The organism is Leptolyngbya sp. CCY15150, from assembly GCF_016888135.1.
In the GTDB taxonomy this organism is placed as follows: Bacteria; Cyanobacteriota; Cyanobacteriia; order RECH01; family RECH01; genus RECH01.
Genome location: NZ_JACSWB010000289.1, coordinates 131,521 through 157,228, shown reverse-complemented (window position 1 = coordinate 157,228; position 25,708 = coordinate 131,521). Strand labels below are relative to the sequence as shown.

Annotated in this window: 26 protein-coding genes; 6 read left to right on the top strand and 20 right to left on the bottom strand. The window is 50.6% G+C overall.

The features are described 5' to 3' along the window. Positions 1–1,073: 1,073 nt before the first annotated feature. From JUJ53_RS22990 to JUJ53_RS22975, 5 genes are all read right to left on the bottom strand, one after another. On the bottom strand, positions 1,074–2,147 hold the full coding sequence (locus tag JUJ53_RS22990; protein WP_204154381.1) for a TIR domain-containing protein: 1,074 nt from the start codon (positions 2,145–2,147) through the stop codon (positions 1,074–1,076). Positions 2,148–2,313: 166 nt separating this feature from the next. Then, positions 2,314–3,267 (bottom strand): patatin-like phospholipase family protein, encoded by a 954-nt coding sequence (locus JUJ53_RS22985; RefSeq protein ID WP_204154380.1) that lies wholly within the window; start codon positions 3,265–3,267, stop codon positions 2,314–2,316. A 184-nt stretch (positions 3,268–3,451) separates the two neighbouring features. Next, positions 3,452–3,586, bottom strand: coding sequence for a hypothetical protein (locus JUJ53_RS25275; RefSeq protein WP_275415834.1), 135 nt, complete (start codon positions 3,584–3,586; stop codon positions 3,452–3,454). Between the two features lie 12 nt (positions 3,587–3,598). Next, positions 3,599–5,818, bottom strand: coding sequence for a DUF1796 family putative cysteine peptidase (locus JUJ53_RS22980; protein WP_204154379.1), 2,220 nt, complete (start codon positions 5,816–5,818; stop codon positions 3,599–3,601). A gap of 325 nt (positions 5,819–6,143) precedes the next feature. Continuing rightward, positions 6,144–6,809, bottom strand: coding sequence for a class I SAM-dependent methyltransferase (locus JUJ53_RS22975; RefSeq protein ID WP_204154378.1), 666 nt, complete (start codon positions 6,807–6,809; stop codon positions 6,144–6,146). Positions 6,810–7,347: 538 nt separating this feature from the next. On the opposite strand from JUJ53_RS22975, the gene JUJ53_RS22970 reads away from it, so the two are divergent. Then, on the top strand, positions 7,348–7,752 hold the full coding sequence (locus JUJ53_RS22970; protein ID WP_204154377.1) for a four helix bundle protein: 405 nt from the start codon (positions 7,348–7,350) through the stop codon (positions 7,750–7,752). Between the two features lie 114 nt (positions 7,753–7,866). On the opposite strand, the gene JUJ53_RS22965 is transcribed toward JUJ53_RS22970, so the two are convergent. The 3 genes from JUJ53_RS22965 to JUJ53_RS22955 all read right to left on the bottom strand — a co-directional run bounded on the left by JUJ53_RS22965 (position 7,867) and on the right by JUJ53_RS22955 (position 10,013). Beyond that, entirely contained in the window at positions 7,867–8,643 is a 777-nt protein-coding gene (locus tag JUJ53_RS22965) for a sulfite exporter TauE/SafE family protein (RefSeq protein WP_204154376.1), read from the bottom strand. Between the two features lie 75 nt (positions 8,644–8,718). Next, on the bottom strand, positions 8,719–9,249 hold the full coding sequence (locus JUJ53_RS22960; protein WP_204154375.1) for a rhodanese-like domain-containing protein: 531 nt from the start codon (positions 9,247–9,249) through the stop codon (positions 8,719–8,721). A 56-nt stretch (positions 9,250–9,305) separates the two neighbouring features. Beyond that, complete coding sequence (locus JUJ53_RS22955) at positions 9,306–10,013, bottom strand: MBL fold metallo-hydrolase (protein WP_204154374.1); 708 nt, start codon at positions 10,011–10,013, stop codon at positions 9,306–9,308. Between the two features lie 201 nt (positions 10,014–10,214). On the opposite strand from JUJ53_RS22955, the gene JUJ53_RS22950 reads away from it, so the two are divergent. Together JUJ53_RS22950 and JUJ53_RS22945 are read left to right on the top strand one after the other, a co-directional pair. Further along, complete coding sequence (locus tag JUJ53_RS22950; protein ID WP_239125304.1) at positions 10,215–11,435, top strand: esterase-like activity of phytase family protein; 1,221 nt, start codon at positions 10,215–10,217, stop codon at positions 11,433–11,435. A gap of 269 nt (positions 11,436–11,704) precedes the next feature. Then, positions 11,705–12,406 (top strand): hypothetical protein, encoded by a 702-nt coding sequence (locus JUJ53_RS22945; RefSeq protein WP_204154373.1) that lies wholly within the window; start codon positions 11,705–11,707, stop codon positions 12,404–12,406. Positions 12,407–12,796: 390 nt separating this feature from the next. Here JUJ53_RS22945 and JUJ53_RS22940 read toward each other — a convergent pair whose 3' ends face one another. Further along, positions 12,797–14,059, bottom strand: a complete 1,263-nt coding sequence (locus JUJ53_RS22940; RefSeq protein WP_204154372.1) for a hypothetical protein — start codon at positions 14,057–14,059, stop codon at positions 12,797–12,799. Between the two features lie 547 nt (positions 14,060–14,606). Between JUJ53_RS22940 and murF the strand changes: the two genes are divergently transcribed. Together murF and msrP are read left to right on the top strand one after the other, a co-directional pair. After that, positions 14,607–15,968, top strand: a complete 1,362-nt coding sequence (murF, locus tag JUJ53_RS22935; protein WP_204154371.1) for a UDP-N-acetylmuramoyl-tripeptide--D-alanyl-D-alanine ligase — start codon at positions 14,607–14,609, stop codon at positions 15,966–15,968. 71 nt (positions 15,969–16,039) lie between these two features. Beyond that, entirely contained in the window at positions 16,040–17,014 is a 975-nt protein-coding gene (msrP, locus tag JUJ53_RS22930; RefSeq protein WP_204154370.1) for a protein-methionine-sulfoxide reductase catalytic subunit MsrP, read from the top strand. A gap of 468 nt (positions 17,015–17,482) precedes the next feature. Here the strand turns inward: msrP and JUJ53_RS22925 are convergent, their stop codons facing one another. From JUJ53_RS22925 to JUJ53_RS22910, 4 genes are all read right to left on the bottom strand, one after another. After that, complete coding sequence (locus JUJ53_RS22925; protein ID WP_204154369.1) at positions 17,483–17,914, bottom strand: aspartyl protease family protein; 432 nt, start codon at positions 17,912–17,914, stop codon at positions 17,483–17,485. Continuing rightward, a complete protein-coding gene (locus tag JUJ53_RS22920; RefSeq protein ID WP_204154368.1) occupies positions 17,907–18,125 on the bottom strand; it encodes a hypothetical protein in 219 nt (72 codons plus the stop codon). The genes JUJ53_RS22925 and JUJ53_RS22920 overlap by 8 nt, the downstream gene beginning before the upstream one ends. A gap of 197 nt (positions 18,126–18,322) precedes the next feature. Beyond that, positions 18,323–18,973 (bottom strand): NADPH-dependent F420 reductase, encoded by a 651-nt coding sequence (locus tag JUJ53_RS22915; RefSeq protein ID WP_239125303.1) that lies wholly within the window; start codon positions 18,971–18,973, stop codon positions 18,323–18,325. A gap of 11 nt (positions 18,974–18,984) precedes the next feature. After that, entirely contained in the window at positions 18,985–19,755 is a 771-nt protein-coding gene (locus JUJ53_RS22910; protein WP_204154390.1) for a type 1 glutamine amidotransferase domain-containing protein, read from the bottom strand. 69 nt (positions 19,756–19,824) lie between these two features. Here JUJ53_RS22910 and JUJ53_RS22905 point away from each other — a divergent pair, with 69 nt between their 5' ends. Continuing rightward, positions 19,825–20,772 carry a LysR family transcriptional regulator gene (locus JUJ53_RS22905; protein WP_204154367.1) on the top strand — a complete coding sequence of 316 codons (948 nt, stop codon included), beginning with the start codon at positions 19,825–19,827 and terminating at the stop codon, positions 20,770–20,772. A 247-nt stretch (positions 20,773–21,019) separates the two neighbouring features. Here the strand turns inward: JUJ53_RS22905 and JUJ53_RS22900 are convergent, their stop codons facing one another. The 7 genes from JUJ53_RS22900 to JUJ53_RS22870 all read right to left on the bottom strand — a co-directional run bounded on the left by JUJ53_RS22900 (position 21,020) and on the right by JUJ53_RS22870 (position 25,664). Continuing rightward, entirely contained in the window at positions 21,020–21,700 is a 681-nt protein-coding gene (locus JUJ53_RS22900) for a hypothetical protein (protein WP_204154366.1), read from the bottom strand. Beyond that, positions 21,700–22,083, bottom strand: coding sequence for a RusA family crossover junction endodeoxyribonuclease (locus JUJ53_RS22895; RefSeq protein ID WP_343328019.1), 384 nt, complete (start codon positions 22,081–22,083; stop codon positions 21,700–21,702). Before JUJ53_RS22895 ends, JUJ53_RS22900 begins: the two co-directional genes overlap by 1 nt. 190 nt (positions 22,084–22,273) lie before the next feature. After that, a complete protein-coding gene (locus tag JUJ53_RS22890) occupies positions 22,274–22,840 on the bottom strand; it encodes a DUF4145 domain-containing protein (RefSeq protein ID WP_239125301.1) in 567 nt (188 codons plus the stop codon). Positions 22,841–23,282: 442 nt separating this feature from the next. Continuing rightward, the gene (locus JUJ53_RS22885) at positions 23,283–23,735 is read right to left on the bottom strand and encodes a ferredoxin (RefSeq protein WP_204154363.1); all 453 of its coding nucleotides are present in this window, start codon (positions 23,733–23,735) and stop codon (positions 23,283–23,285) included. Between the two features lie 142 nt (positions 23,736–23,877). Then, positions 23,878–24,264 (bottom strand): DUF1257 domain-containing protein, encoded by a 387-nt coding sequence (locus tag JUJ53_RS22880; protein WP_204154362.1) that lies wholly within the window; start codon positions 24,262–24,264, stop codon positions 23,878–23,880. A 68-nt stretch (positions 24,265–24,332) separates the two neighbouring features. Then, a complete protein-coding gene (locus JUJ53_RS22875; RefSeq protein ID WP_204154361.1) occupies positions 24,333–24,554 on the bottom strand; it encodes a DUF2997 domain-containing protein in 222 nt (73 codons plus the stop codon). A gap of 504 nt (positions 24,555–25,058) precedes the next feature. Continuing rightward, the gene (locus JUJ53_RS22870) at positions 25,059–25,664 is read right to left on the bottom strand and encodes a hypothetical protein (RefSeq protein WP_204154360.1); all 606 of its coding nucleotides are present in this window, start codon (positions 25,662–25,664) and stop codon (positions 25,059–25,061) included. Between the last annotated feature and the right edge of the window lie 44 nt (positions 25,665–25,708).

The following is a 25,708-nucleotide window of genomic DNA, read 5'->3' as shown; positions in this document are numbered from 1 at the left end:
CGTGGGACAGGTCATCTCAATGGTCATGGGTCTGACTCCCTTCTAATCGCAATGGCGTAGTCTGATTTTCCTCCGTCCCGTACATTAATGCACTACCGATATAGTCTTTTGTGCTCAGTGCGATTCATTCTCTAGGTTTTCTGGCTATAGCAAACAAAGGGTGGTACTGTTCAACGTGTGATGATTTGCATCTCTAGAATCCCTTAAGACAGTATGTTCTAAACCACCATCATTACTGATATCAAGTCCGGTTGATCGGCCATTTATTAAAGATCATGATGGAACCTAAGAATTGATATAGTATCTAGCACTACCTAGTGGGTTTAAGTAGACTCGCATTAAATCTGCTTGAGCATGTAATGTCTACTGCACTGCCCTTATTAAAAAAAAATCATAAGCGGGACTGCCACAGATTTAAATCAATAGCATGGCTACCCGACTTTAAGACTGGAATCTTTGCGAAGACAGAGAGAAATAAATAATCAAGCATGTCAAAATCAGTTTTTAGTCATGATCATGTTACAAACGAATATCATCATCTTTTGGTGTCTTTTCGTATCTTCTTTGATTTGCCTTATTTTTTTTATGTCCTATGAGAATTCTCCGAATTCCCTGGAAAAATGGCATTGCTAGAAGTCCTGTCAAGAATCCTGCAATAAAAGAGGCTTGTCGAAAGCCTTGAATAAGATCTAATATGAATCTCATTTTTTTCTGCCCGATACTGTTGTTTCAACTCTCTTTTAAACTTACAGCAGCTCCGAGATTAGTGAGGTGCATCTGAAGCCTTGAAAGACAAACATTACAGCAGTGAACCTGTGCCTCACCAAAGCAAGAAATGCTGTATATTTGCAAGTAATGAAATTAACATATATGCTTTCCGGTTGTCTCACATTTTTTTTCGGAAAAAGGATGTTTTGCAGACATTGATAAGAGGCTCCATTGAGTTACATGGTTTTTCTTTCATGACTCACACAGGCCGTCCGGAAGATTTTAAATTTTCGCGCAACAATAAATAGTTTCTCTAGAAGTTCAAGGGCAATGGACAGAAATGCGATCGCCCAGCGGAGAACCCTCTACTTTTTTGCCTGCAACGACTCCACCGCCCGCCGAATCCCCTTCACTGCATCCAGCAACGCCTCATCCTGATCAGCCCACTTGGTCACCGGCTTCGCATCCTTCGGCAACACCTGCAGCTTACTAAATGGCGATCCTTGCCAATCACAGGGCTTCATGATGATCGGAATCACCCGCGCCGTGCCTGCCTCGTGGCGCTCCATCGCCCGCTGCATCTCCTTGTCAAAACAATAGTCTGAGTTAATAAACCGAGGCGTAATCAACAGCAGAATGATCCCCGCCGACTCCAAGCGCGCCTTAATTTCTGCATCCCACTCCGCCCCCGCCTCAATCTGCCGATCCTGCCAGGGTTGGATCTTGCCCTCCCGCCGCAGCCCCGCCAAGTGAATGTATAGCTCATCCTTGAGATCCTCATCTCCATGGGAATAGGAAATAAACACCTCAATCGGCTCGGTCGAAGGAGCTGGGTTTATCGACATCTTGTCTAGTTGTGTAGGTTGGGGCGATCGCTCAGATTTTAGCAATACCGGCGTCAGATGTCCTGCGGCCCCCTCCAACTGCATCGCGCTGCAGCCCAATCGATGGGCAAAGTCCACATCCCGTCCTGCCCCTAGTGCATCATAAAAGCCTACGGAAAAAGCGATCGCCCCCCGATCACCGATGGCGGCATTCATGCCAATCACGTAGGGAATATGTTGAGCGATCGCCTGGGCTTGCACCTGCGAATAACAGCCATTCAGCACTACACAGGTAAGCTGATCCGCAAACAAGGCAAACAGAGCCGCCAACGCTGTGCCATCTACCAACTTAGCCTTGCCAGCAGCATCCTCAAACACCAGCCCTGCTTCCCCTTCCCCATGTCCCGAAAAATGCACAATATGGGGTTGGGTATCCAACATTGCCCGTTGAATATCCCGCGGCCGCACCGCCGATCGCTGCTCTAGCCGAAACTGGTCGCGGTGCTGGGCCCGCCGCAGCCCCTCATCGATATCCCGCAGTTCTTGGTCAAGCCGCAGGCGACTTGTATCCTTAGGATTGGCAGATAGGAATAGGATGGTTTGGGTAGGATTCATAGGAGACGGCGTTGGTGTCGAGACATCAGGTTGCCTCCAATTATGACCCGAGACCTGGAAACTTGCGATGATCTGGGAAAGCGATCGCTCTTAGATAGGTTCATCAGGGAGCGATCGCCCGCCATCGCATCACAACGACCATGAACTGCTATGCTGCCATAGGTCGCTAGACCGGCTGCAATGTATCTTGGCTCAAGATCTTACAGATTCTTTCTAAGTCATCTGTGTGAGCTTGAATGAGTTTTGTGGCTTCAAGCTTCAGATTTTCAATGTTGTTATCCGTGACATTATCCATATCATCTGAGGCAGTATCTAGGCTTGTTTGCAATCGGATATAGCCATCATCGAGAAGCATATTCATTTGATAATGGGATGCATCTGCCACCCCATCAAACATACAGTCCAGCAGGGGAATTAGCCAGCCAGCCTTACCCCAATTCTTCGCCTCATGATGGAAAATCTTTCGGACTAATTCCCCAGTCCCTAGAGATAAGAAAAAGAAGTCCTGTTCGTCAGGAAATAGCTTTTTAGCTTCAACGTAGGCAGATACTGACGGAGAGTTGATAAATACACCACCATCTACCAAAGCCTTGATAGTATCGCCAATAGGGATTAGTGCAGGTTCAAAGTAGGTGGGTGCTGCTGAGGTTGCCCGTGCAGCATGTTTCATCAGCACTGAGCTAAACTCTTCCCGCCAACTTTTGAAGAAAAGCGGCTCCCTATTTTCAATATCGTAGCTGGTAATCAGCGTTTTGGTTAACCCTGTGCCGAGGGTGTCATGACTGAAATACTCATCTAAAACGCGATCGAGACCCTCATGGGAATATAGCTCATCGATTAATCCACCCACGGAAGCTATCCCTTTCCAAAGCGAACGAGGGAATATTTCCTTACCTCGGGATTGATAGATTTCTGCCAAGTCGTGGGCAGAGTACTTAGGCTTACCGGTTTCGCCTTGCTTGGAAAAACCTAGAGCCAAGATGCCTCCGGTTGAGGTGCCAGAGATTAAGTCAAAACACTCAGCAACGGTCTTGCCGGTCTTTTCTTCGATATGAGCGAGGACAAGAGCGGGAATAAGTCCTCGAATACCGCCTCCATCAATACTTAAAATTTTCTTCATGATCGCCTCCTATAAGCAAGGATTATTTTACTCAGGCAAAAATGTTCATCTAGCGCCAACCATATAGGCCAGATGAAATATTGCCCTAGATTCTCGAAAAGATCATTAACGTAAGGATACTCGCTTAACATCTCAGACCTAGATAATTAGGCTGCAAAATTTAGTATAAACCGCTTTTGTGATCTTATGAAAGACCGTTTAAATCATTAATATTACCCGCAAACAGGGAGGCGATCGCCCCCACAGTCCCGGCAGGCGATCGCTCCTGATCAATCACGGCACTCCCAGGCAGCGATCGCCCGTTAGAATCATGACCCATGGCGATCGCGGGTCACTGCAGCGACAGCGACGGCACCGTAGGCGGGCACCAAAACAGATTCTTACTTGATACGCCTAGGGACTCCAAAATATTGCGTAAAATTTCCGTGCGGTCAAGCCAATGATCTAAATCGTCATACATCCGGTCAGGGTTGAACTCTTGGCTATAGTGGAGAACGTGGGGCATGTCGGAAAATTCGCTCGATCGTTGAGGAGACAGCAGCAGCAGATGGAATGGTTTACCCTGACACTGTGCTTCTAGCTTTCCCACGAGATCAAGCACTCCATCTCGATCAGCCCAGCCCGTTCGGATAAAGAGCACCTTATCGCAGTGGTTGAGCGTATACCAAAACCGATCAGAGCGAGATGTATACCGTCGCCGCATTCGCTGATAGATGGGCGTCATATCGTCTAGGGGGCGATCGCTCTCGTCTACTTCATGGGCAAAGGAGAGCCCTGTCCATTTGGTATGATAGATTCGGCCGGCGCTGGGGCTATAGTGCAGCAGATCTGGATTCCACATGTCGGCGAAGCGATTTTCGATCATATCCGCCACATCAGATATGAGAGTTGTGCGAGTTAGGTCAAACGGAAAGGCTGGGCCGTCGTAACCCATTTTGTAGAGCATCATCCGCACAGCGCAGCGATCGCCTAGGGGAAGGATGGCTACACGGTTGACATCAGATAAGGCACATTGGTAGCGAAATAAAATGGCCGATCGTGGCGATATCTTAGCTCGACTTTCTAAGCCATCTGGGCCAATCATCAGGGTGCGAAACGGTGCATCGGGCTCAAGCGGATCGCTGTAAACGCCAGGGGGTATAGCCCGTAGCGATCGCCGTACTGCCTGCCACATCGGATGGATATTGAACTCATACTCGGACTCATTCATGATCCACAGATGCTGATCATCCTGCTTGAGGATTCCCAACTGCCCATCATAAAACAGCAGATTGGCCTGACCTGGAGACTCCGTATAGGCAGCGTGGTAGGTCAGGCAGCAGCCAGGCGGCACAACCATGGAGGAGGCGATCGCCCCGTCGTCTTGAACAAATAGGAATGGCATCTGCCCCGGCTGAGGCTGGGTGGTGAGATAGAGTCCTGGAATGAGATACGTTTGCCCTAGGGCGGTATGCAGAGACGTCCACTCTGGGGTGAGGTCATACTCGTAGGATGATGCGTTGCGGATCGTGATCGCCTGACCATCAGGACTCACCGACAGCTCAAAGCCAGCAGCATCGCGGAAGGTGGGCTGATCGACCTCGGGCAGGCGATCGCTCCCCAAGGTCTGCTGGTCTAACACAGCCAGCGCCGCCTCATACATCCTTTGATGTCCTAGGGTATTGGGATGAGCTGGATCGTAGGAAATACAGGGCTTCCAGCGCCCTTGATCATCGGCGATCGCATCCAACCAGTCTAAAACCGGCACTCCCCAAGCCATCATGCGGCGATGGGTCTCCCATAGGTAAGCAGCATGGTCAGACGTGTAGTCATTGTGGGCATAGACATCCCCCAAAACCGGCTGGGCTCCTAGGGCCCGCACCATGGCTATCAGTCGTTTCAAGCCATGCTCAAATCGTTGCTGCAGCAGCGATCGCTCTTCAGGAGGACAATGGGCAAACCCTTCATTCCCCAACGATAGGGCTAGGATGACCACATCCGGGCGCTCGGGGGCAACGACAGACGCAAAGCGAGCGATCGTGCGGGTCACCGAGGCACCCACCTCCGATCGGTTCACCCAGATCTGCCCTCGTGGCTGCATCGTCTGCGCCAACTGCTGCGCCCAGCCCTGCAGCCGCCAAGCCTTATGCCCTGCCGCTACAGAGCTACCTAACGCCACCACCTTGAGCCCGGTAGACGAAGGTGCAGGCTCACGCACAGGCACCAGCGGATAACTAAATGGATAAGGCTGGACATAGCCAAAGACGCCATCATCAACGACCCAAGTGTCGGCATCTGCCCCAGCTATGGGCTCGATAGGCACCCAGCGGTTTGAGCCCCAGGATTCCCATTCAACCTGTCCATCGGGATGCAGGCGGATATATTTGTACTCTAACTGGGAGCGATCGCCGAGCTGGATGGTTAGATCTGTCCACCATAGGGGATAGCGATCGCGACTCGTCTGAAGGCGAATGCAGCGGGCAGGATCCCAAGCTCCTAGCTCAGGGGTATTGCCCACAAGACCAATGCATTCACCCGGCTGGGTATGGGCACCAAGTTGAAATTGATACATAGATGCTGCCTGGTGGAGAGTGTCGAAGACAGGCTGGTTAGTAAGAACTATCCTGACGGTATCATGAAGAACTCTCGGCGTATGTCTTGCACTTAACACTCCCAGGCTAGAGTTATGGATATATCCTGTTAAGCTATGTTTTTATGTCTATCTTTATAGAGAAATAACTTAACAGAGCTATAGCTGATCTAAGCAAAAGCTCGCAGGCAGTCTAAGTCTTGGCAGGGCTTAAAATATAATGTTGTCTATCACCAGAACCTTTTAAGAATCAGACGTCTCATGCCGCTATTGTTGCCAATTCTGAGTGTGACTAAGTTCTAAATTCTCATTTTAGTTTCAGCAGAAATAGAATATGCTTGCAGGGATCAACCAGGTTAAATCGGAACGTTCTCTGGTGCTCAATGGACAAGCCACACTGCTGTTCGATCAAATGTGTCCAATCTGTTTGACTTAGGAAATTATAGGGTAAGTGAATGCCGTAGGGTTCATTGCCAATATAGTCTGCAAATTTCAGGCGAGTAAAATCTTTAGGGCTTTTCCAATAATGATCTTTAATTAAAATATATTGGCGAGATACTCGCTTCGCCTCTTGTAGCATCTGTAGTGGATTGTGGGTATGATGCAGCATGTCTGTCATCAACACCACATCAAAGGTATTGTCTGCAAAGGGCACTTGCTGTCCATCATACTGCACCACTGGGATATAGGTTTTGGATGGCACATGTACATCACATCCAATCATATCAATCGTTTGATGGCGCTTCGCTAAGGATTTCTGTAGTCTGGCTGCCAGTATTCCATTCGATGCGCCTAGGTCTAAAACACTCTGCTGGTCTTGGAAGTGTGCTGCTAAAATCTGCGTGAGGTAATGGCGGCGTAGCGGAAATAAGATATGTTCATTGAGCGATCGCATGATGCCAGTGGGGCAGGTTTCCGTGACACTATCCAGAAATGATGCATAGGTTGAATCAGATAAAAGGAGGCTAAGCATCGTTAGTACCTAAGTAAAATTACTACGTCTTCAGCAAAGCTCATGAGCATAATACCCCATCACCCAAGACTACCTCATGGGGCTGCTGAACTAGACGATGAACCTCTAGCTACAGGATCTGAAACTCCATGCAACATGTTGCGAAATCATGCCGCTATTCAGCACTGCCTAACCCATGAGCCATGAGACCAGCATCCTCAGGACGACTTGGAGGGCTGCCCTCATCAACGGTTGCCATAACTGTGCTTTGCTTCCAGGCCCATGCACCCATCGTAGACAACCCCTCTCTTGGAAGCGTGTGGGATCCATCTGGGATGACGCGATCAAACTGCTAAGAATCCTTCAACTGTTCGGATTCTTAAGACAACAGCTCGAACGTTGTAGAAGAACGTCACGGTCTACACGGTCTACACGGTTTAAATGGTCACTGTCTGATTGAATTGGCTTGAGTTTCACCTGAAATGTCCTGACACATATCCGACTAGAGAGAGATGTGTGGAAGGGAGCGGGACTAGCAGAGAAGGACTGAAGAGGGTACGTGTTGGACGAGCAAGGACTAAAGCAAAAAACTCGGGGCTTTGCCATACAAGCTATTCGGCTGGTAGAAACCTTACCCCATGGGCTATCAGCCGACGAACTCGGGCGACAATTTTTACGTTGTTCCACAACGCTGGGCATCTTTTGCCGCCACACCTGCTGGCGATCGCCCCAGGCTCGTCTTCAGCAACTGCACGATACTGTTTATGTGGCGGAGGAGTGTTTATACTGGCTGGAGCTGTTATCCGAGAGCGGCTTTTTAGCCAACAGCAAGGTCGAAACGGTGATCGTGGATATTACGGAGATCCTCGCCTACTGCTTCCACGAGATTCATCATCTCGATCGTTCCACAGCCGTTGATCAAGGTTCTGATGTCGTCCCCCATGTCGATCCATTTCATATATAGATCACGTAGGGATCGATGACGTAGGGATCACGCAAGGTAGATCCAACAAAAGGAGGCGATCGCACCCTCCTAGCGATCGCCGCCTGCCAACGTTGAGCTATCCTGTTCACACCTCTAGGGCGATAGGTTCTGCCAGAGAATGAACCCAGCCATGGCAAACAGTAAATAGCCAAATCCTTTTTGCAGATGCTGCGCCTTGATTGACGGGAGAAGCTGAACGCCCAGCACCATGCCTAGCGTCGCGGCCAGGGTAAAGCCAAGCATCAGGGGCCAGTCTAGGGTCACCTGTCCTAAATAGCCTAGGAAACCTGTCACCGACTTCATGGCAATAATCAACAGTGACGTGCCCGTTGCCTGTTTCATGGGCACATTTCCCAAGAGCACCAGGGCAGGCACAATCGCAAATCCGCCGCCCACACCCACCAAACCAGTTAAGACGCCAACCGCTAAACCTTCCACCGCGATCCAAATCCAGCGGTGCTTGTGGGGATGGGAGGCAGCTTCAAGGGCGATCGCCTCTGGATTGCCACGCTTACGAATCATCAACAGGGCTGCCGCCAGCATGGTGATGGCAAACAACCCCATCTGCACTGTTTCAGTAATCCACGGCAGGGCTGCCAATCGTGCGCCCAGGTAAGCACCCACCATCGCCGCTGGGCCAAAGAGCAGAGCCGTTTTGAAGCGTACATTGCCCATGCGCCAATGGGGAATTGCGCCCACTAGGCTGACCACCCCCACAATCACCAGTGACATGGCGATCGCTGCCTTGGCGGGCACACCCATCACATAGACCAGCACGGGCACCGCCAAAATCGACCCACCACCGCCAATTAACCCCAAACTTAGCCCAATGAGACCCGCTAAGAGATAGCCAACGATTATCAGAACCATAGAACAGTATTACCCGTGAATCATGGAATAGGGTAGGCGGCAGCAGCACCCAGCGCGCCATACCCTGCCGGACATCTAGCGGTTGTAGGGAAGTTTTCCCAGCAGAGTGGCCATCATGCAGGTGCCGCTGACGCCAGCAAAGGTCAAGCCAGCTCCCACAAACCCGCTCAGGAGCAAAAAGGCAGGAGATACAAAGGCTCCCAGCAAGGTACCGGTTAATACCAAGGTTCCAGCAATAATTTGCACCTGCCGCATGATGCTAATGGGAGCGTTGGGATTGACAACGGTGGCTTGCCCAGCCGCTTTCCAAGCCTGTAGGCCGCCATCTAGATGGATCACCTCCGACCACTGATCTGCAAAGAGGCGCTTAGCAGCTTCGGCAGAACGGTTACCGGTTTGGCAATAGAGCACCACGGAGCGATCGCCCTTAGGGAGTTGTTCAGGCTTAAAATTCGATAAGGGCAACGAGTAAGCATTAGGAATATGTTCACCGCGATATTCACTACGTTCTCGTACATCCACAAGCAGGACGCGATCGCTCTCCAGTTCTTGCTGAAGGGTATAAGCGTCAATGGTTTTCAGGGAAGGGGTTTTAAGGATCGTCATAGAAATAATTGAAGTTCAAGGTAAACAACAGAACAATAGACGCACGAGAAACCAAGTTAACCTTGGCGCAGAGTCGTCACGGCATTGCCACACTTCTGGTTAGCAGGAACAGCTTCAGCAATCTTTTTAGGATCGGGTAAGTTAAGGTTATTCATCAAGGTCACAAATTGATCGCGATCGTGACCTGCAAGTCGCGGATTGTAGCGCTTCTCTTCGCCAATGGTGGACACCGTCTGGCCGCGATAGTCGTGCCCTGGATACACCAGCGTGTCATCCGCCAAGGTAAATAGCTTCTGGGTGATGTGGTCGTACAGCGTGCCCGCATCCCCACTTTGAAAGTCCGTACGTCCACAGCCGCGAATCAGCAGAGAGTCACCGGTCAACACGCGATCGCCGTTGATCCAATAGCTCATGTGACTGTCGGTGTGCCCTGGAGTGGCGATCGCCTGAATGACAATACTCCCCACATGAACGTTTTCTCCATCAGCAATGTGGCGATCGGCACAGGCAGCCTCGGCCCGCTCCGGCACAATGCCCTTACATGCCGTCAATTGGCGTAGCTTGCCGGTGCCGGTGATATGGTCGGCGTGGATATGGGTTTCCAAACAGTAGCGCAGCGTTAGATGGAGCTCGCTTAGAAGTTTCATATCACGCTCCACCTGCTCCAACACTGGGTCTATGAGCACGGCGTCTCCAGTTTCAGGATCCGCCACCAAATACGTATAGGTACTCGTCTCTGGGTCGAAGAGTTGACGAAACAACATAGAGAATCTCCTAACTAAGGCATCTAAATCATCGGCGGCAGTTATCTGGAACTATTCCGTCCTTTGACTAATTTAATTATATAGCTATGTAGTAATAAAATGTCAAGGAAGACAGTACGGGATTCACCATCTGCAGATCTAGATGGCCGTCCACCCAAGACCCTCTAAAATCAGGGCAGTACCGACGATAGGCAGCAAGGCATGAACCCACAGCATTGGCAGGCAGGACAGCGACTCACTCAAGCTTTCATGGCGGTCGTTCTAGCGATCGCCCTGGGATTAACCAGTTGTGCCATTCCTCAAGTTCAGGCTGAAGATCGGCTGTTTCTCCCTCTCGCTGTCGATATTTTGGGTCACTACCAGCTCCCCGCCACCGTCGTAGACGATACCCCAGTGGGAGGCTTGTCTGGGATCACCTATGATCGTCAACGCGATCGCTTCTATGCCATCTCCGACGATCGCAGCATCCTTGCCCCAGCTCGCTTCTATACCCTAAAGATGGCGATCGGCACCGATGGGGAAGGCACACCGACGCTCGACCAAGTCACCGTCGAAAACGTCACCCTGCTGCACAACCGTGAAGGAGAGCTCTTTGCTGCCAACACCATCGACCCAGAAGGCATCGCCCTCTCGCCGCGATCGTCTGTTTTTATCTCCAGCGAAGGCAGCGATCGCCAAGCCATTCCGCCCTCAGTGCAAGAATTTGACCTGGAAACCGGTGAGTGGCTCAGCCAACTGCCCATCCCCGATCGCTACCTACCGCAGGACGTCGATGATCAACCCCAGGGCGTGCGCGACAACCTTGGCTTTGAAGCCCTGACGATTAATCCCGGTGGCTACAGCACCGCCTGGCTAGAACCCTTTCGCCTGTTCGTGGCTACCGAGTCAGCCCTACACCAAGACTTGCAGCCCAGCCAAACCACCTCGGAACTCGAACGCCTCCTCAATGATGACCCCGACAGCACCCAGAGCCGCAACCGCTTTCTGCACTATCTGGTCGGCGATGGTCAATCCACCCTCATTGCCGAGCACCTCTACCTTCTCGATACCGATCCGCCCAATACCGTCATCCATGGCCTGGTGGAACTGATCACCCTCGACCAAGCCGGTCATTTCCTTAGCCTAGAACGCACCCTCGGTCTGGCGGGATTTGGCGCAACATTGTTTCAACTGGCCACCGGTAGCGCCACCGACATCTCGGGTCTAGAATCGCTCAGCGCCTCGGTTGATGGCATCGAAGCCATTCGCAAACAGCCCCTCTTCGACCTCACCACCCTCGATCTCACCCTCGACAACCTCGAAGGCATGACCCTCGGGCCCCGCCTCCCCGACGGTAGCCAAAGCCTGATCCTCATCAGTGACGACAACTTTGATGAGGCCCAAGTCACCCAGATTCTAGTCTTGCGGCTGCGGCAAGCCTAGTCATAGCCTAAGTTTGCAATCAACTCAACGATCCGGCGTTGCTGAATAGCGGGATGCTTCCGCAGCCTGTTGCATGGCGTCGGTGCCAGCGCTCCCGCCTAGACACCTGCCTGGGTCGCTCCTGTGACGATTTGAATTTTCAATAAAGTTATACGGACTCCAACGACTAAAAAGTCTTTTACATTAAATCTAGGTTAACGTGAGGTTATGGGTGCTTCTTCGGATGCACCTGAAATTGGACAACCTTAATCCCTGGAAATTGAATTAGGATGAAGCTAAAAAACATATATCTTGAACCGCTTCTCAGCTTACTGCTGCTGACAGATTTAGGGTTTATTGTGGCCCATGTCATTGCATCTCTCTTGCCAGTGCCCAATGACATGTTTTTTCTAGATCGCGATCGCTCCTATCCAGAAATGTTCCAGTACATTAAATTCTTCTGGATTGCTATTGTCCTAATTTATTTAGGATTAAAGCAGGGAAAATCTTATCTTGCTTGGTCAGGTTTCTTTACGTTTTTGCTGCTCGATGATTATTTTGGGCTTCATGAAACGGGCGGTGGCATGATAGCTTCACAGCTAGGCTTTACAAGGTGGCTAGCCTTAAGACCTGTTGACTACGGAGAGATGGTGTATGCTGCGTCTGCGGCGCTGCTGTTCTTTGTCATCATTGCACTAACGTACAAAAGCGGTTCGGCCGAGTTTAAACGCTTTAGCCAAAGAACCCTATGGCTTATGGCAATCTTCGTCTTCTTTGCAGTAGGTGTCGATATGGTTCACGTCATGACGACTAGTTTCCCTCAGCCCCTGATTAGTTTTCTCTTGGAGAATACCTTAGCGATCGTTGAGGATGGCGGTGAAATGATGGTTTTGAGCCTCATCATGTATTATATCTTTGCTCAAATTCCTAAGACTGAAGATAAGAGCCAGAAATACTATCCTGTACGTTCTAAAGAACCATCTGCGTTCTAAAGAATCATCAATCCATTAAATAACGTGAGTTCGGGTTAAGGGGATTTTTCAGCCTGTTGGATGAAAGAATCAAGATCTCAGCCCAAGAGAGAAAGAGGCTTTCAGCTTATCCCGAACTCAGGTTAAATAAACTGACTCACCTTTAGCGATCGCTTCGCTGCTGCGGCATCAGGCGTTGCTGAATCGCGAGAGGCTTGGCGCTAGCGAACCGTGAGCGTCTCGCTCACCCTTCATTCACAAGGCAGGGTGAGCATCTTGCTCGCATTCCGATTCCATAGCCTCATTCAGCAACGCCCGGCATCATGCTGCCATTCAGCAACACCTCGATAGGTTTGCTCTGCTTTTTGACGTTCAAGACAATCGCTACAATCGCTACAGATGGTGCCGGCACTAGCGAATGAACGATAGGTCAATATTGCCGAAATGTAGACAGAGGGCTAGGTTCATAGTTTCAAGTACCTGAACGAGCCACTGCACCGTCCCCTGTTCACAGCTTTCATAATGGTTGAACAAAATTGAGAGGCGGCGTTCTAGATAGGGCTTCACCTTGCGGCAAATGAGCACAATCTTCAGCAACAGCCCAGCCGTGACCACCGGGCCGAGGTTGCTGATCAGATCCATGAACACAAAATGTCGGGGATTTTGGGGACTTTCGACCACCAAGAAGTTCAGGAGCTGGCTACAGGTGCGCACCACCAGGAAATCACTGAGACGGCGATCGTCATTTTCCGGTGAGGCAACTCGGAGCTGTTGATAAAGCTGATTGCTAAACTGCCGAGCCCCATAGTCGCCATCGACGGATGATGTGATGTATTCAAACAAATCATTCTTAAACAATCGGTAGGACGGCGTATGCTGGCTGCGGGCCATAAACCCTTGGGCTAGGTCGCGATAGGTATTGGAGCCATCTACGCGCCCTAGATAATGCTTTAGCGCTCCCCCTAAGGCGCGATCGCCCAGGAGAGTAGGATTTGGCACCGTTGGTGCAGCGATCGCAGCGGCGGTGGGAGACATTGTAGGCGATCGCCGCACCATCGACGTTACATAGCGGCTCAGGTCTACTTCAAACTGGCGCTGACGTTCCGCTTGGAGCTTGCGAACGGTAGATTTTTGTTCTGAAACGCTATCGTCATTCAGCAAACAATGCTCGTAGAGGTAGGGATAGCGAGGAATCAACATGCCTAAATCTTGGGAACCAGAGCTACTGGGCTCTAGGTGTTCGCTCAAGACCCTGGCCAAGCGCCGGAGGGTGAGGCATTGCTCGGTGCTGGTGAAATCAACCACCAAGTCTTGCAAGCGGCGGGTGCTGCGAGAGCGATAAAGCCCTCCTGATGTTGGCCGCCCTTGCACTTGATCGAACAGGCCAATCAAGTCCAGCACGGCGGGCTGAAACTGCGATCGCGCCTGCCAGCGGTTAATTAAAATGTGGCAACAGCGATTCACCACAAAGCGAAACTCTTCATCAGCCGAGCCCGAACAAACAATCTGCGCTAGGGCCTTGGATATCTCGCGATCGCTGTAGGCTCCACCATCAATGAATAGTGCCTTGAACCGCTGAATTAGGGCTTCTGGCGGTTCGCAATCAACCCACTGCAAGAAGTGGTCATACAACGCCTGTTCGCTAGATTCAATCGGTCTGCTATAGCTGCTCATGAGCTGAGTGGACAGAACGAGCTCGTTCTGGAGTGAGGGTGAATGATCGTAATCTAAATAGCGAAGGTGTTTTAGCTCAACCTGATGGTGGGAGAAGCGCTCATTAATTTAACTCAAGTCAGATCCTCATGACTATACCCATGTGATGATTGACAAGAGCGGCTGAATTAAGGTTTAGAAGATGATGTTAGGAATAATCGTGCCCTATATGGTACTACAGCAGAGGGTAACCTCAGGGTGATCACGGTCATATCATCGGTTAAATCTATCCAAAAATGATGATTTTTTAGTGAAGACTCCGTGAAGTTGCGGAGATGATCAATGAGGGGTAGATGAACCTTTCGATCTTCAAGACCATCAGCACCCTGCTCTAGGCCTCCAGAGGGGCGGTATGATAGCACCTAGATTATGGGTCGTACGGATTGGAGAGTGATTCACCTTGACGATCGCTCCTTGACGATCGCTCTCCAGTCCTTGGGCTGCGGGGCATGTTCACCCTTCGCTACTGTCGCTACGCTTGCTACTGTTGTCCGTTGTTGCAATCTCTATGGTCAAACCCTTTACCCTGGCCGATCTCGATGCGCTCCTGCCATCTGCCATCTGCCCATCTAGCCTGGATCTACATCAGGCGATCGCCCATGTGACTACCGATAGCCGTGCCCTACAGCCGGGGGATCTGTTTGTGGCGCTGCGGGGCGATCGCTTTGATGGCCATGACTTTGTGGCCCAGGTGTTAGCCCAGGGGGCGATCGCAGCGGTGGTGGATCAGATTCCCCCAGGGTTGGAAGCCGCGCCGTTGTGGGTGGTGCCGGATACCCTGGCGGCCTACCAAGCCTTGGGTCGCGGTTGGCGGCAGCGTTTCCCAGGGCCCGTCGTGGCGGTGACGGGGTCGGTGGGTAAAACGACGACGAAGGAGCTGATTGCGGCGGTGCTGGGCACCCAAGGCGCGGTGCTGAAAACCCGCGCGAACTACAACAACGAAATTGGCGTCCCCAAGACGTTGCTAGAACTGACGGCGGCGCATCAGTTTGCGGTGGTGGAGATGGGGATGCGGGGGGCGGGGGAAATTGCCCTGTTGACCCACATTGCCCAGCCCGATATTGCGGTGATCACCAATGTCGGCACGGCGCACATTGGTCGCCTAGGCTCGGAGCAGGCGATCGCCGATGCCAAGTGCGAACTGCTGGCCAACCTCCGTCCTGATGGCATAGCCATTCTCAACCACGACAACCAGCGGCTGATGGACACGGCCACTACGGTCTGGAACGGTCGCGTCCTCACCTACGGTCTGGACGGGGGCGATCTCCAGGGGGAATGGACAGCTCCTGAACAACTGCGGGTGCAGGGGAAGGCGATCGCTGTGCCGTTGCCCGGTCGCCATAATGCCATCAACTACCTCGCGGCCCTGGCTGTGGCCCAAGCAGTGGGTATGGATTGGACAACCCTCGGTGACGAGGTGCCGGTGACCTTACCCGAGGGGCGATCCCGTTGCCATAGCTTGCCCCAGGATGTGATGGTGCTGGATGAAACCTACAACGCGGGGGTAGAATCCATGACCGCAGCTCTGCAATTGCTAGCGGATACGCCCGGTCAGCGCCGCATTGCCATTTTGGGAACCATGAAAGAGCTGGGAGAGCGATCGCCCGCCCTCCACCAGCAGGTGGGTCAGGTGGCCCAGCAGCTCAAGCTAGACCAGGTGCTGATCTTGGCCGATCCTGAGGAACGAGATGCATTGATTGCCGGCGCTGGATCGATTCCCTGCCATGCCTTTGAGACCCATAAGCAGGTGATTGACTATCTCCTAGACAGCGTTCAACCCGGCGATCGCTACCTACTCAAGGCATCTCGGGCCGTGGGGCTAGATCAGGTGGTCAACGCGCTGCTGACCCAGTGGTCGCCCCCAGCATGACCATTGCCCAGATCCTGATGATTGCGTCAAGATAAAGACGCAGAGGATTAGTCAGATGATGGGGACGCAGTATGGTCTTGATTCGAATTCCAAAACCCTGGCAGGTGATCGACCAGCCAGTCACCGCTGAAGCCGCCTTCTGGGGACGGCGTAAGTTTATGAAATCTATGATTGGTCTGGGGGCGATCGCTGCCGCAGCGCCGCTCACAGCCTGCCAAGCCTCCACCCAGCGCGATCGCGATCCCTTAGCAGGGGTGCAGGATCTCAATGCCGTAGCCAATGCCAACTTTCGAGAGGGCGATCGCCCGATCACCGGCCGTCAAATTGCCGCCACCTACAATAACTTCTACGAATTTGGCGGCACCAAGTCCATCTGGCAAAATGCCCAGGCCTTACCCACCAATCCCTGGACGCTGAACGTCGGCGGTTTGGTCAAGAATCCTACCACCTACGGCTTAGAAGACCTGCTCAACTTTCCCCTAGAGGAACGGGTCTACCGCTTCCGCTGTGTAGAAGCCTGGGCCATGGTGGTGCCCTGGATTGGCTTCCCCATGAGCCGCATCTTAGAGGCCGTGGAACCTAGCAGCGACGCCAAATACGTCCGCTTCACCTCCTACTACGACTCCGAGGTGACCAAAGGCCCAGGTCTGCGTTCGTCGTTCCTACCCTGGCCCTACACCGAAGGGCTGCGCATCGAAGAAATGGCTAACGACCTTGCCTTTTTCGCCGTGGGAGCCTATGGGCAAACCTTGCCGAAACAGCACGGTGCTCCTATTCGCATGGTGGTGCCTTGGAAATATGGCTTTAAGGGTGCCAAGTCGGTGGTGGGCATTGAGTTTGTGGCCGAGCAGCCCGCCACGTTTTGGAACACCATCAACGGCAACGAATACAAGTTTGAATCGAATGTGGAGCCGGATGTCCCCCATCCCCGCTGGTCGCAAGCGACAGAACGCTTGGTTGGCCCTGGCTCTGAGTTTTCCTGGGAACAGCAGCCCTCTCTGCTCTACAACGGCTATGCCGACTACGTCGCCGATCTGTATGCCTAACTGATCTGTATACCTAGCCGGTTTCTAGAGCTAGCGGATCTGTGGATCGCACCAAGGTCTAGCCCTCTTGAATCCCGCTTGGAAAAAAGGAGATCACATACCGTTTCTCACCTTATCCCTCCTTGGTTATTCTCGAACCCAAGGAGGGCAATTTCTTATTCTTCCGTCAGATATTTTAGCAGTCATGACAAGAATTCGTCTGCCTGTGGTAGAGGTTTCGAGCTTCCTTCATCAACCCAAACGATAGGCAGGCGATCGCTCTCCCCAACCTAGCGACAACCACGCAGCCGAAAATATACTGGCAAGCAAGCTCTCTATCTGACTGATACAAGAGCGATCGCGCAAGCCTGTGCAAACTCATGGGCATGGTAGAGACTAACAACCCCATTGACCCGTCGCTAAAAATCTCCCAGCTTCAACGAAGAGGCTTTGTACGATTGTTGCACAACGGGATTATTAGACCGTACCTCACATATCACTGCCAATCTGTTTAGGACGAATCTCAAATTCAGAACGCGCACGGAAGAAACAGGCCTCAAACTCAAAAAAGAAATTAGCCTGTCCTAAAATCAAAGGCACATTAGTTGCTTGTGTCCAGGCAAATGCAAGGTTAACTGTTGGGAATGAACTGACTTGAGCATCAACAACGACTGCACGAGCTTCAAATCGAGCCAAGTTACCTGCTAGTACAACCGAGAGCGTTTCATTCTCCCAAATTAAACCTAGCTGTAGTCCTAACTCGTATGGCAGAACATTAACGCTTGCACCTGTATCTAGTAAGCCTTCAGCATCCAAGGATTGATTATTCAGGCTAAATGTTAATGGCAAATACGGCATTCTATCGACCATACCAAGACTGCTGTCAATAATCTTGTATGGAAATCTTTGAGGATCAGCCATTCTGTTCTTGCTGCTTTGTCGCTAGAAGATTCATTAAAACATTGGCAGCTTCTGAGCAATTATAAGGCGACCAGACAGGATACTCTTGGTTCGCAACAAAGAAGTTTGCGTCTTCTGCCTGAACTAGCTCTGTGGCAAGAAACTGCATCAATCGAAGCTTGTCGATTTTTGGAAGCTCCTGAATTTGTGACATAAGTTCAGCTAATGTCATTGGAAGTCTCCCCATACAAGGGCTGATAAAATAAAACGATCGCTCTCTCATATTAACCTGGCGATCGCCTCCAGGGTTGTGCCACCTTGATAGATTGTGAATGGCTGTTTTCTCTGCGTAGGATGCTGCGGAGATTGGTTAGTGACAAATGCCTGTGATGGAGTTTTGAGCTTCCTTCATTCTTTAAGCCTTTAAACCTATTTCTGTAGCCTTGCCCAAACAAATCCAGACCCCAATCCTTGTACCCGCGCCATCTGAATCCATAACAGGGTCATGTGTTCCAGATGCAAACTCATGGACAGGTTTCCTACATCAACGGGTTCCCAACCTAATTCCTGGCAAAGCGTAGAAACGGTTTGCTTGGCTATCCCATCATTACCTGCGATCAACATCGCTGGTTTCAGGTCGCCATAGCCTGGATAAATATTGTCCTCAAAGTTCTCAAATCCGTAAATGGTGAATGCCTTAACGACCCTGGCAGCAGGAACAAAGCTCTGGACAACCTCAGCACCCGATCGCTCACTCTTCAATCCATGAGTCAAATTTGCGCCCACTGGGTTGGTGCAATCCACTAAAATTTTGCCCTCTAGCGCAGAACTAACCTCTGACAGAGCCGCTTCATTGGCTGTAAACGGCGTGGCTAAAAACACAACCTCTGCTGATTTCACGGCTTCGAGCGGTGGCTCCACCTTAAAACTGGCATTGCGGCTTAAAGCAGCTTGTACGGATGGAGAATTCGGGTTCCGGGCGGCGATCGTGACTGAATGTTCCAGCTTTTGCAGATGATCTGCTAGGGGAGCCCCCACATTGCCAACTCCAATAAAGGTAATCTTCATTACTTTCTTCATTATGTTCCTCATTACCGTCCCAGGGCTTCAATTACTGCCTTTGCTGTTTCTGCGCCCGAAAAATTCTGCTGCCCGGTAATCAGGTTGCCATCTCGCACAGCAAAGCCCTTCCATAAACCGGCCTGAACGTAATTTGCCCCGATATTTTTTAGTTCATCTTCTATTCGCCAAGGCATCAGATGCTGATCGCGCGGCAAAAGATTCATCTCCCAAACGGCTTTATCTGCAAAATCTTCTTCCACATTGGCAAATCCCGTGACAGTCTTTCCTTTTGCTAAATACTCCCCATTAGAAAGCTTGGCGTAGCGCAGAATCGCAGTGCCGTGGCAAAGGGCACTGGCAATTTTGCCCATTTCATAAAATTGAACGAATTTATCATGCAAAGCGGTTGCTTTCTCAAAGGTAAACATGGGGGCTTGCCCACCTGCTACAACGATCGCATCAAACTGCGCCACATCAATTTCATCAACTGAGCAGGTACAGTCAATCATGCTAACGAGATTTGATGTCGCAATAAATCCCATGCTGATTAGATCAGAGGCCGAGTAACCGGATGGATCGCGAGGATCAGACATGGCATCGGGTTCGCACTTGCCACCCTCTGGGCTAAATACTTCAACGCTGTAGCCCACCTCCGTCAATTCGTAGTAAGAATGGGTCAGTTCACTCCACCAAAACCCAACGGGCCAACCTGTGGTTACGGACACGGCTGGATTGGAAATGACGATCGCTACCCGCTTTTTGTGGTTGGGGTTCACCGAGTTTACATTCTTTAGACTCATTAGGCGCTTCCAAGTTACACAAATCCATCCTGGATCGGTCATGATAGATTTGTCCAATGGATAATTGATATGACCAATATTCACCACATCAATTTGGCAGGGATTGATCTCAATCTGCTGGTCGTGTTTGATGCGTTGATGACGGAGCAAAACGTCACCCGTGCCGGAGAACGAGTTGGATTAAGTCAACCGGCAACCAGTAATGCTCTAGCTCGACTACGAAGTTTAGCCAAGGATGGCTTATTTACTCGAACGGCTGCCGGACTTCGCCCCACACCCACCGCGATCGCTCTGCATCAACAATTGCGCCCCGCGTTGCAGCAAATTCAAGTGGTGCTTCTGGATCAATCCACGTTTGATCCAGCAACGAGCGATCGAGTTTTTGCAATTGGCATGTCTGATTATGTAGAATTCACCTTGCTGCCACACTTGATGCAAGCGATACAGACCCTTGCACCTCAAATCAGTGTGCAGATTCGATCCGGCGATCGTCAAAAATTACTGTCTCTACTGGATAATGGTGAAATTGATCTGGCTTGTGGTGTGTTTCCTGAAAAAATTGCGTGGCATCAGGAACAATTGCTATTACAAGAAAGCTATGTTTGCGTCTGCCGTAAAAATCATCCCATCATTGGCAGTTCTCTCTCTTTGGAGGAGTACCTATCAGTTTCTCACTTGCTTGTTTCGGTCAAACAAGATCGTATCGGAAGGGTAGATACACTCCTTGCTGAACAAAATCTGAAACGACACATTGCTCTTTCAACTCCCCATTTTCTGACTGCACCCTTTATTCTGGCGCAGACTGATTTAGTTGCCACCTTAGCCTATCGGGTCGCCCTTGCCTTTGTAAATAATCAACAGTTGAAACTACTACCCCTGCCGTTCGCGATTTCAAACTTTTCAGTGTTTATGCGTTGGCATCAGTCTACTGAAACTTCCCCAGCTTGCCAATGGTTGCGATCGCTTGCATTATCGATCGCATTAAAAGTAGATAAGACAATTTCAGGAACTATCTAGGGCTTGCTTTAAGGAATTTACGACCATGGTGCGTTCCCAAAAATCTATCCGTGAGGTGGTAGGAGTTGCAGTAGGGAACGCACCCTACAAGATCAGCGATCGCACTTATCTTACTTATGGTGCTCAAGTCGGCATATCTTACAGCTCATTTGAATTGAACCTTTCCGCCTAATGATTCAAATCAGCGGCGACAGATGACCTTTAACTCAGTACCAGTGGCCCGGAATTGTCCGCTTCATTTGAGTTGTTAGTCTGCTTCGGCACCAATGTGCAAAGTTTTCAACAATTGCTCTGCGACATCAATTAGCTGATATACAGACTCTTGCGTAATTTGGGTTGCTTTGAAGCCATGAGCAATTGCATTACGTAATGAAAGCGCATCCATAAGTAACTGGTATTCAGGACGTGAAATCACACCCTCAGTCACTAATTGTTTTACTAAATAAAGCGAATCAAGTCTTTGCAAACTCATTCCCTCATGCTCTGCAACCAGCCTTAAAGTTGCCTCAACAAGAGACCAGGAATAGAGGATTGCTGATTCTGGGTGTTGTGTTGCAAGTTGCCTTGCTACTTGAAGTCTTGTTTCTATTTCAGACTGTTGAAGAGAGCTTTCAGCTCTTGAAGAATATACAACGTCCTCTGGATTGGTCATCACTAACTCAAATCGCCAACCAGGATGCTGTTCCACAGATTGGGCTAGATTCTGCAAATACTGCCTAGAGGAGGAATTAAGTGAGCGACGTGACTTCACTTCAATAATCACAGCTTCATCTCCCCGCCGCACGATCATATCAGGGCGATAATTTCTAAGAAAATCAGGTAGGTCTTCAGGGTTTGGATGAAAAGAAATCTCGTATCCCTTGTCACGATATTCTTCCGCTAGTTGAAGTAATCGCTCTCTTTCTAGGTTTGCAGTTGGGGTTGCCATCAGATCAGTACCTCTTGGTCAGGAGCCTCAATTACGACAATATGCAAGAATTCGTTTCCACGAGAAAAACCTTCTGCTAGGGTTGAGGTCATGTTTTCTACTTTAAAGTTACCTGACAAATTTCGCTTCCTGACAAGAACGTCAGTGACTTGATCATCGTCAATGTAGGCTAATCCAATTATGGCATCCTGAATTGGCTTGACAATATTGTCCACATCTATAGCAACAGAATCATAGAAATAGGTGATTTGCAGCATGATTAGACCTGTAGCTGCTTTTTGCCCTGGTGACCAATATTTCTCTGCCTCTTGCCGTACCACTATTTTCCAGGCTCTAAGACGTTCACGCCTGCGAGTCTGTTGTGATACGGGTGGTCCATCCACTATGAACTCAAATCTCGTCAACGTGCTTTCAACTAAAAGATATGGATGATTTTATACGCCTGTGAGCGGTACAACTACCTCTTCGAAAGGTTGGGCAGGCTAACGCCTGAGTTCAGCGGCATTTGAGGCGACGCCCGTTTCTGCGGCAGCAAAAATGGGTGGCGGGTCAAATGTCCGCTGCAACGATTTGTTATGCGAAATACCGGCACATGAAATCACGGATATCTCGAATCATTGCAGTGACATCCTCGGATGTGAATTCTCCCCAATTCCCATGTGCCGCATTGTTCCTTATATCCGCTAAAGCCGTCACTTTCTTTTGAATTAATTTGTTGTAGGCGCCAACTTTAGCGAGCTCCGAATTCATCCAATCAAGCTTGGGACGATCAGGAAGCGTTACGTTGTGTTGTCCACAAAGTTTTCTTAGGCCATCTTCCAGAACACTTCCAGCGACTACGGCAGCCGGCTGAAAATATCCAGACGAATGGAGTTGTTCAGCTTGGTCTAAAAACTCATCAAAGACCTCCGCCTCTATGAGTTGCTTGATAGAGAAAAGCGCTTCTTTCTCGAAGTCATCGATGGCGGCGAGCAACACACCATAAGCCTGCTCTACATTCGGCCACTTGGGATAACTAGGAAACTGTTCATTCAACCTCTTGTAATGGGCACTATCTTCGCCAAAAACCCGCCCGAATAGACTAAGGCAACTCGTGAGCCAACGGTTGGCGATCTGCACATCAACAAAATCACTAGTCATGTGCCCTGCGGACGGAGATCTCCGTGTTCGCCTGACTTCATCTCCCAGAGCGCGTAACTCCGCGAGCCTGTCGGCAATTCTTTGTTCAACGCTCAAAGATCTCCCCTTTTCGCATAACAACTTATTAGATCGATCCAATCTGCCTATATGCCTCCTACTAGGTGAATAGGCAGATTATTTGCTGTCTATTCACCCTCTAGGGGTAGATAGGCTTCGAGTAATCTGCATAATAGCCCTCTGCAGGGTAGATAGACAGCAAAGATCTGCATATCTTCCATTTTGTTGTTTAAGTACTCACGTATTGCTAGCGTTGTATTTGATACTTGTCCGTGGAGTTGTTATCGAGCATCTTCGTTCCGATCGCCACCCAACGCCACCCCCAAAGAGTCGAAGCAGATGCGCCGATCGGTTGAGCGATGAGGGTGTATTTGTTCGCTAATGATCAGGACTTACGATCGCTTTTCTGCCGTCGGCGATTGGTTTGCACTAGGGACTGATCGATGGGCGCACCGGCCCGAGGAATCACTTGGAACTGGCGATCGCTCTCTAGCTGCTTGAGTTCGGTATAGTCCACCCAATGGATGCAGTCTACAGGGCAGGTATCGATTGCCTCTTGCAGAATCTCCTCCGAATCCGCATCCTGACGAATCACCCGCGATCGCCCATAGTCTGGCTCGATATAGAACGTATTGCGGGCCACATGGGCGCAGTGCTTGCAGCCAATGCAGGTGACCTCATCCACATAGACACCCTTCTGGCGCACCAGACCGCCCAACTCCGGCTCCAGCCCCGTACGTTCTGGCGCATTGCGCAGATGTCCGCCCAATTCTGGCTCTAGACCCGTTTGGGAGGAATCGGGGGCGATCGCATTCATCTCTGAGAAGGATTCATCCATGCCTACACTCCATAATCATCGGGTTTGGGTCTAGATGGCTCCAGACCCCTAGTAGATTATTAGCCTACCAAATAGCTGTGGGGCACAGAAACCCGCACCCCACAAGTCTTTGTCCTATTCACAGTGAGACGACCAACATGGCCTACGCCGTCCAGCGCTGGAGCACCAAGCGAATGGAACCATCTGCATTCTGCTGCTCTTCAGACACTTGGAAACCTTGCTGAGCGGTTTGTCCAAGCACGGTGTGGTAGGCATAGCGCTGAGAAATGCGGTTCAGGAAGCCATCCACCGATAGGGGCTGTTGCCAATATTGCAGATCCGACACCAGCTCGTAGTGGTTGCCATTCCAGCTAAACCCGACGTCATAGCCATTGTTTTGCTCAATGACGACAGCGGCGGTGTGGGTTTGTCCTTGGTAGCCTCGCACCGGCGCAGGGCCAGACTTCCAGTCGATTTTGAGGTCTTCTAAGGCAGCCTGGAGGGCGGTCAAATCACGAAGCTGAGTCTTAATTTGGCTAAAGTGTGACATAGGAAAAAGCTCGATAGTTAAACGCTAATAATGAACAACACAATCAACACAAAACGGTCAGCGATCGCTTACCACTGGCTATGACTGACTTGGGCAGCAGCAACATCAGCCTGCGTAGACACCTGCAGAGATGGTTGAGCAAAAAACTCTGACGTCTCCTCTTGTTGAACGACGCGCCCTAGCTTTTCCTCAATCGCAGCGGTGACCTCTGCACAGGAACGACCCACAATGCCAGTGACGCGCTCTTGCACTCGCCCATCGGGATAGATAATGAACTCTAGGGTTTCCATCAGTCTTTACAAGCCTTCTGCGCTAAGCCTACAACTCAATGATGTGCCGACGGCACACATGGAGCTTGAACGGTTCATTAGGGGAGTCACGTCTAGCAGCGATCGCCCCAAAGTAATCTTTCGTATTAAGACGTTGGAGGATGTTAGAAATCTTCGCAAAAGATGAGAAGTTCCCTCATTTAGTGTTAGTGTCGCTTAACTTCCAACTTCAGTCAAGGTGAGATGGAAAAACCTAGGGTTTCTCGCCGTGGTGGGGCCTATTATGGGGCGATCGCATTGGACAGCGCCTAGGCCAGGGGTTAAGGCCGTTTAGACTCTAGTGTCAACCCAGTATTCATAGAGAAAAGCTTGGGATCGTCCCCAGGAAAAAGTAATCAGGCAATGCTCAAGCCTGATAAACAGAGGATTGAGCGAAGCTGAAACCCGACAACTCAGCTCCATTACAGGAGAAGAGGGTTGAGCGAAGCCGAAACCCGGTCACCCAGATCTCTTCATAGGCCCTACCTACTGGCCATCTAGCTCAGGCATCACCGTTTCAGGCGTAGAGACCGGTTCCTCATCCAGATCATCCTCAGGCGTCTGCACCGTTTGAATCACGTAGGGTAAACAGGCTCCGCGCAGACCTTGGCGAATGCGTTCTGGAGTATCGGGAAACAGGACAAACAGGGGACGGGTATCGTCGGTGCCTTCGCTGAGAATATGCTTATAGCGCGAGGGCATCAGCCACTCATACTCTTTGTCTAACCAAATTTGGGTTTGCCGCCAGCGGGCCAAAAGATCCGAAAAATCTTCGTAGGGGCGATGGATGAAGATGAACACCTCCACTCCCGTTTTCACCTTCCATTCTGGATCGCACATCAACACCGCCACATCACAGGGCAGGCGGATCACATCTCCAGGGGCGATCGTGGTGCCCGTTGTTCCGGAAGCCGGCACAGCATTACGAGTACGCACCAAGGGCAGCGGGATGGGAATCACGCTCTCCTTAGGGCGGCGCATACTGGGAATCATTTCTAGGTAAGGGCGATACTTTTTGAACAGGGCGATCGCTCCGGCATGGTTGCTGTAGGCAGCGAGTAGTGTTTCATAATGAGATTGCCGAATGCTCATAACCTCTCCTGTCTGCTCCTATGCGCGGGGATTCGATCTCGTCC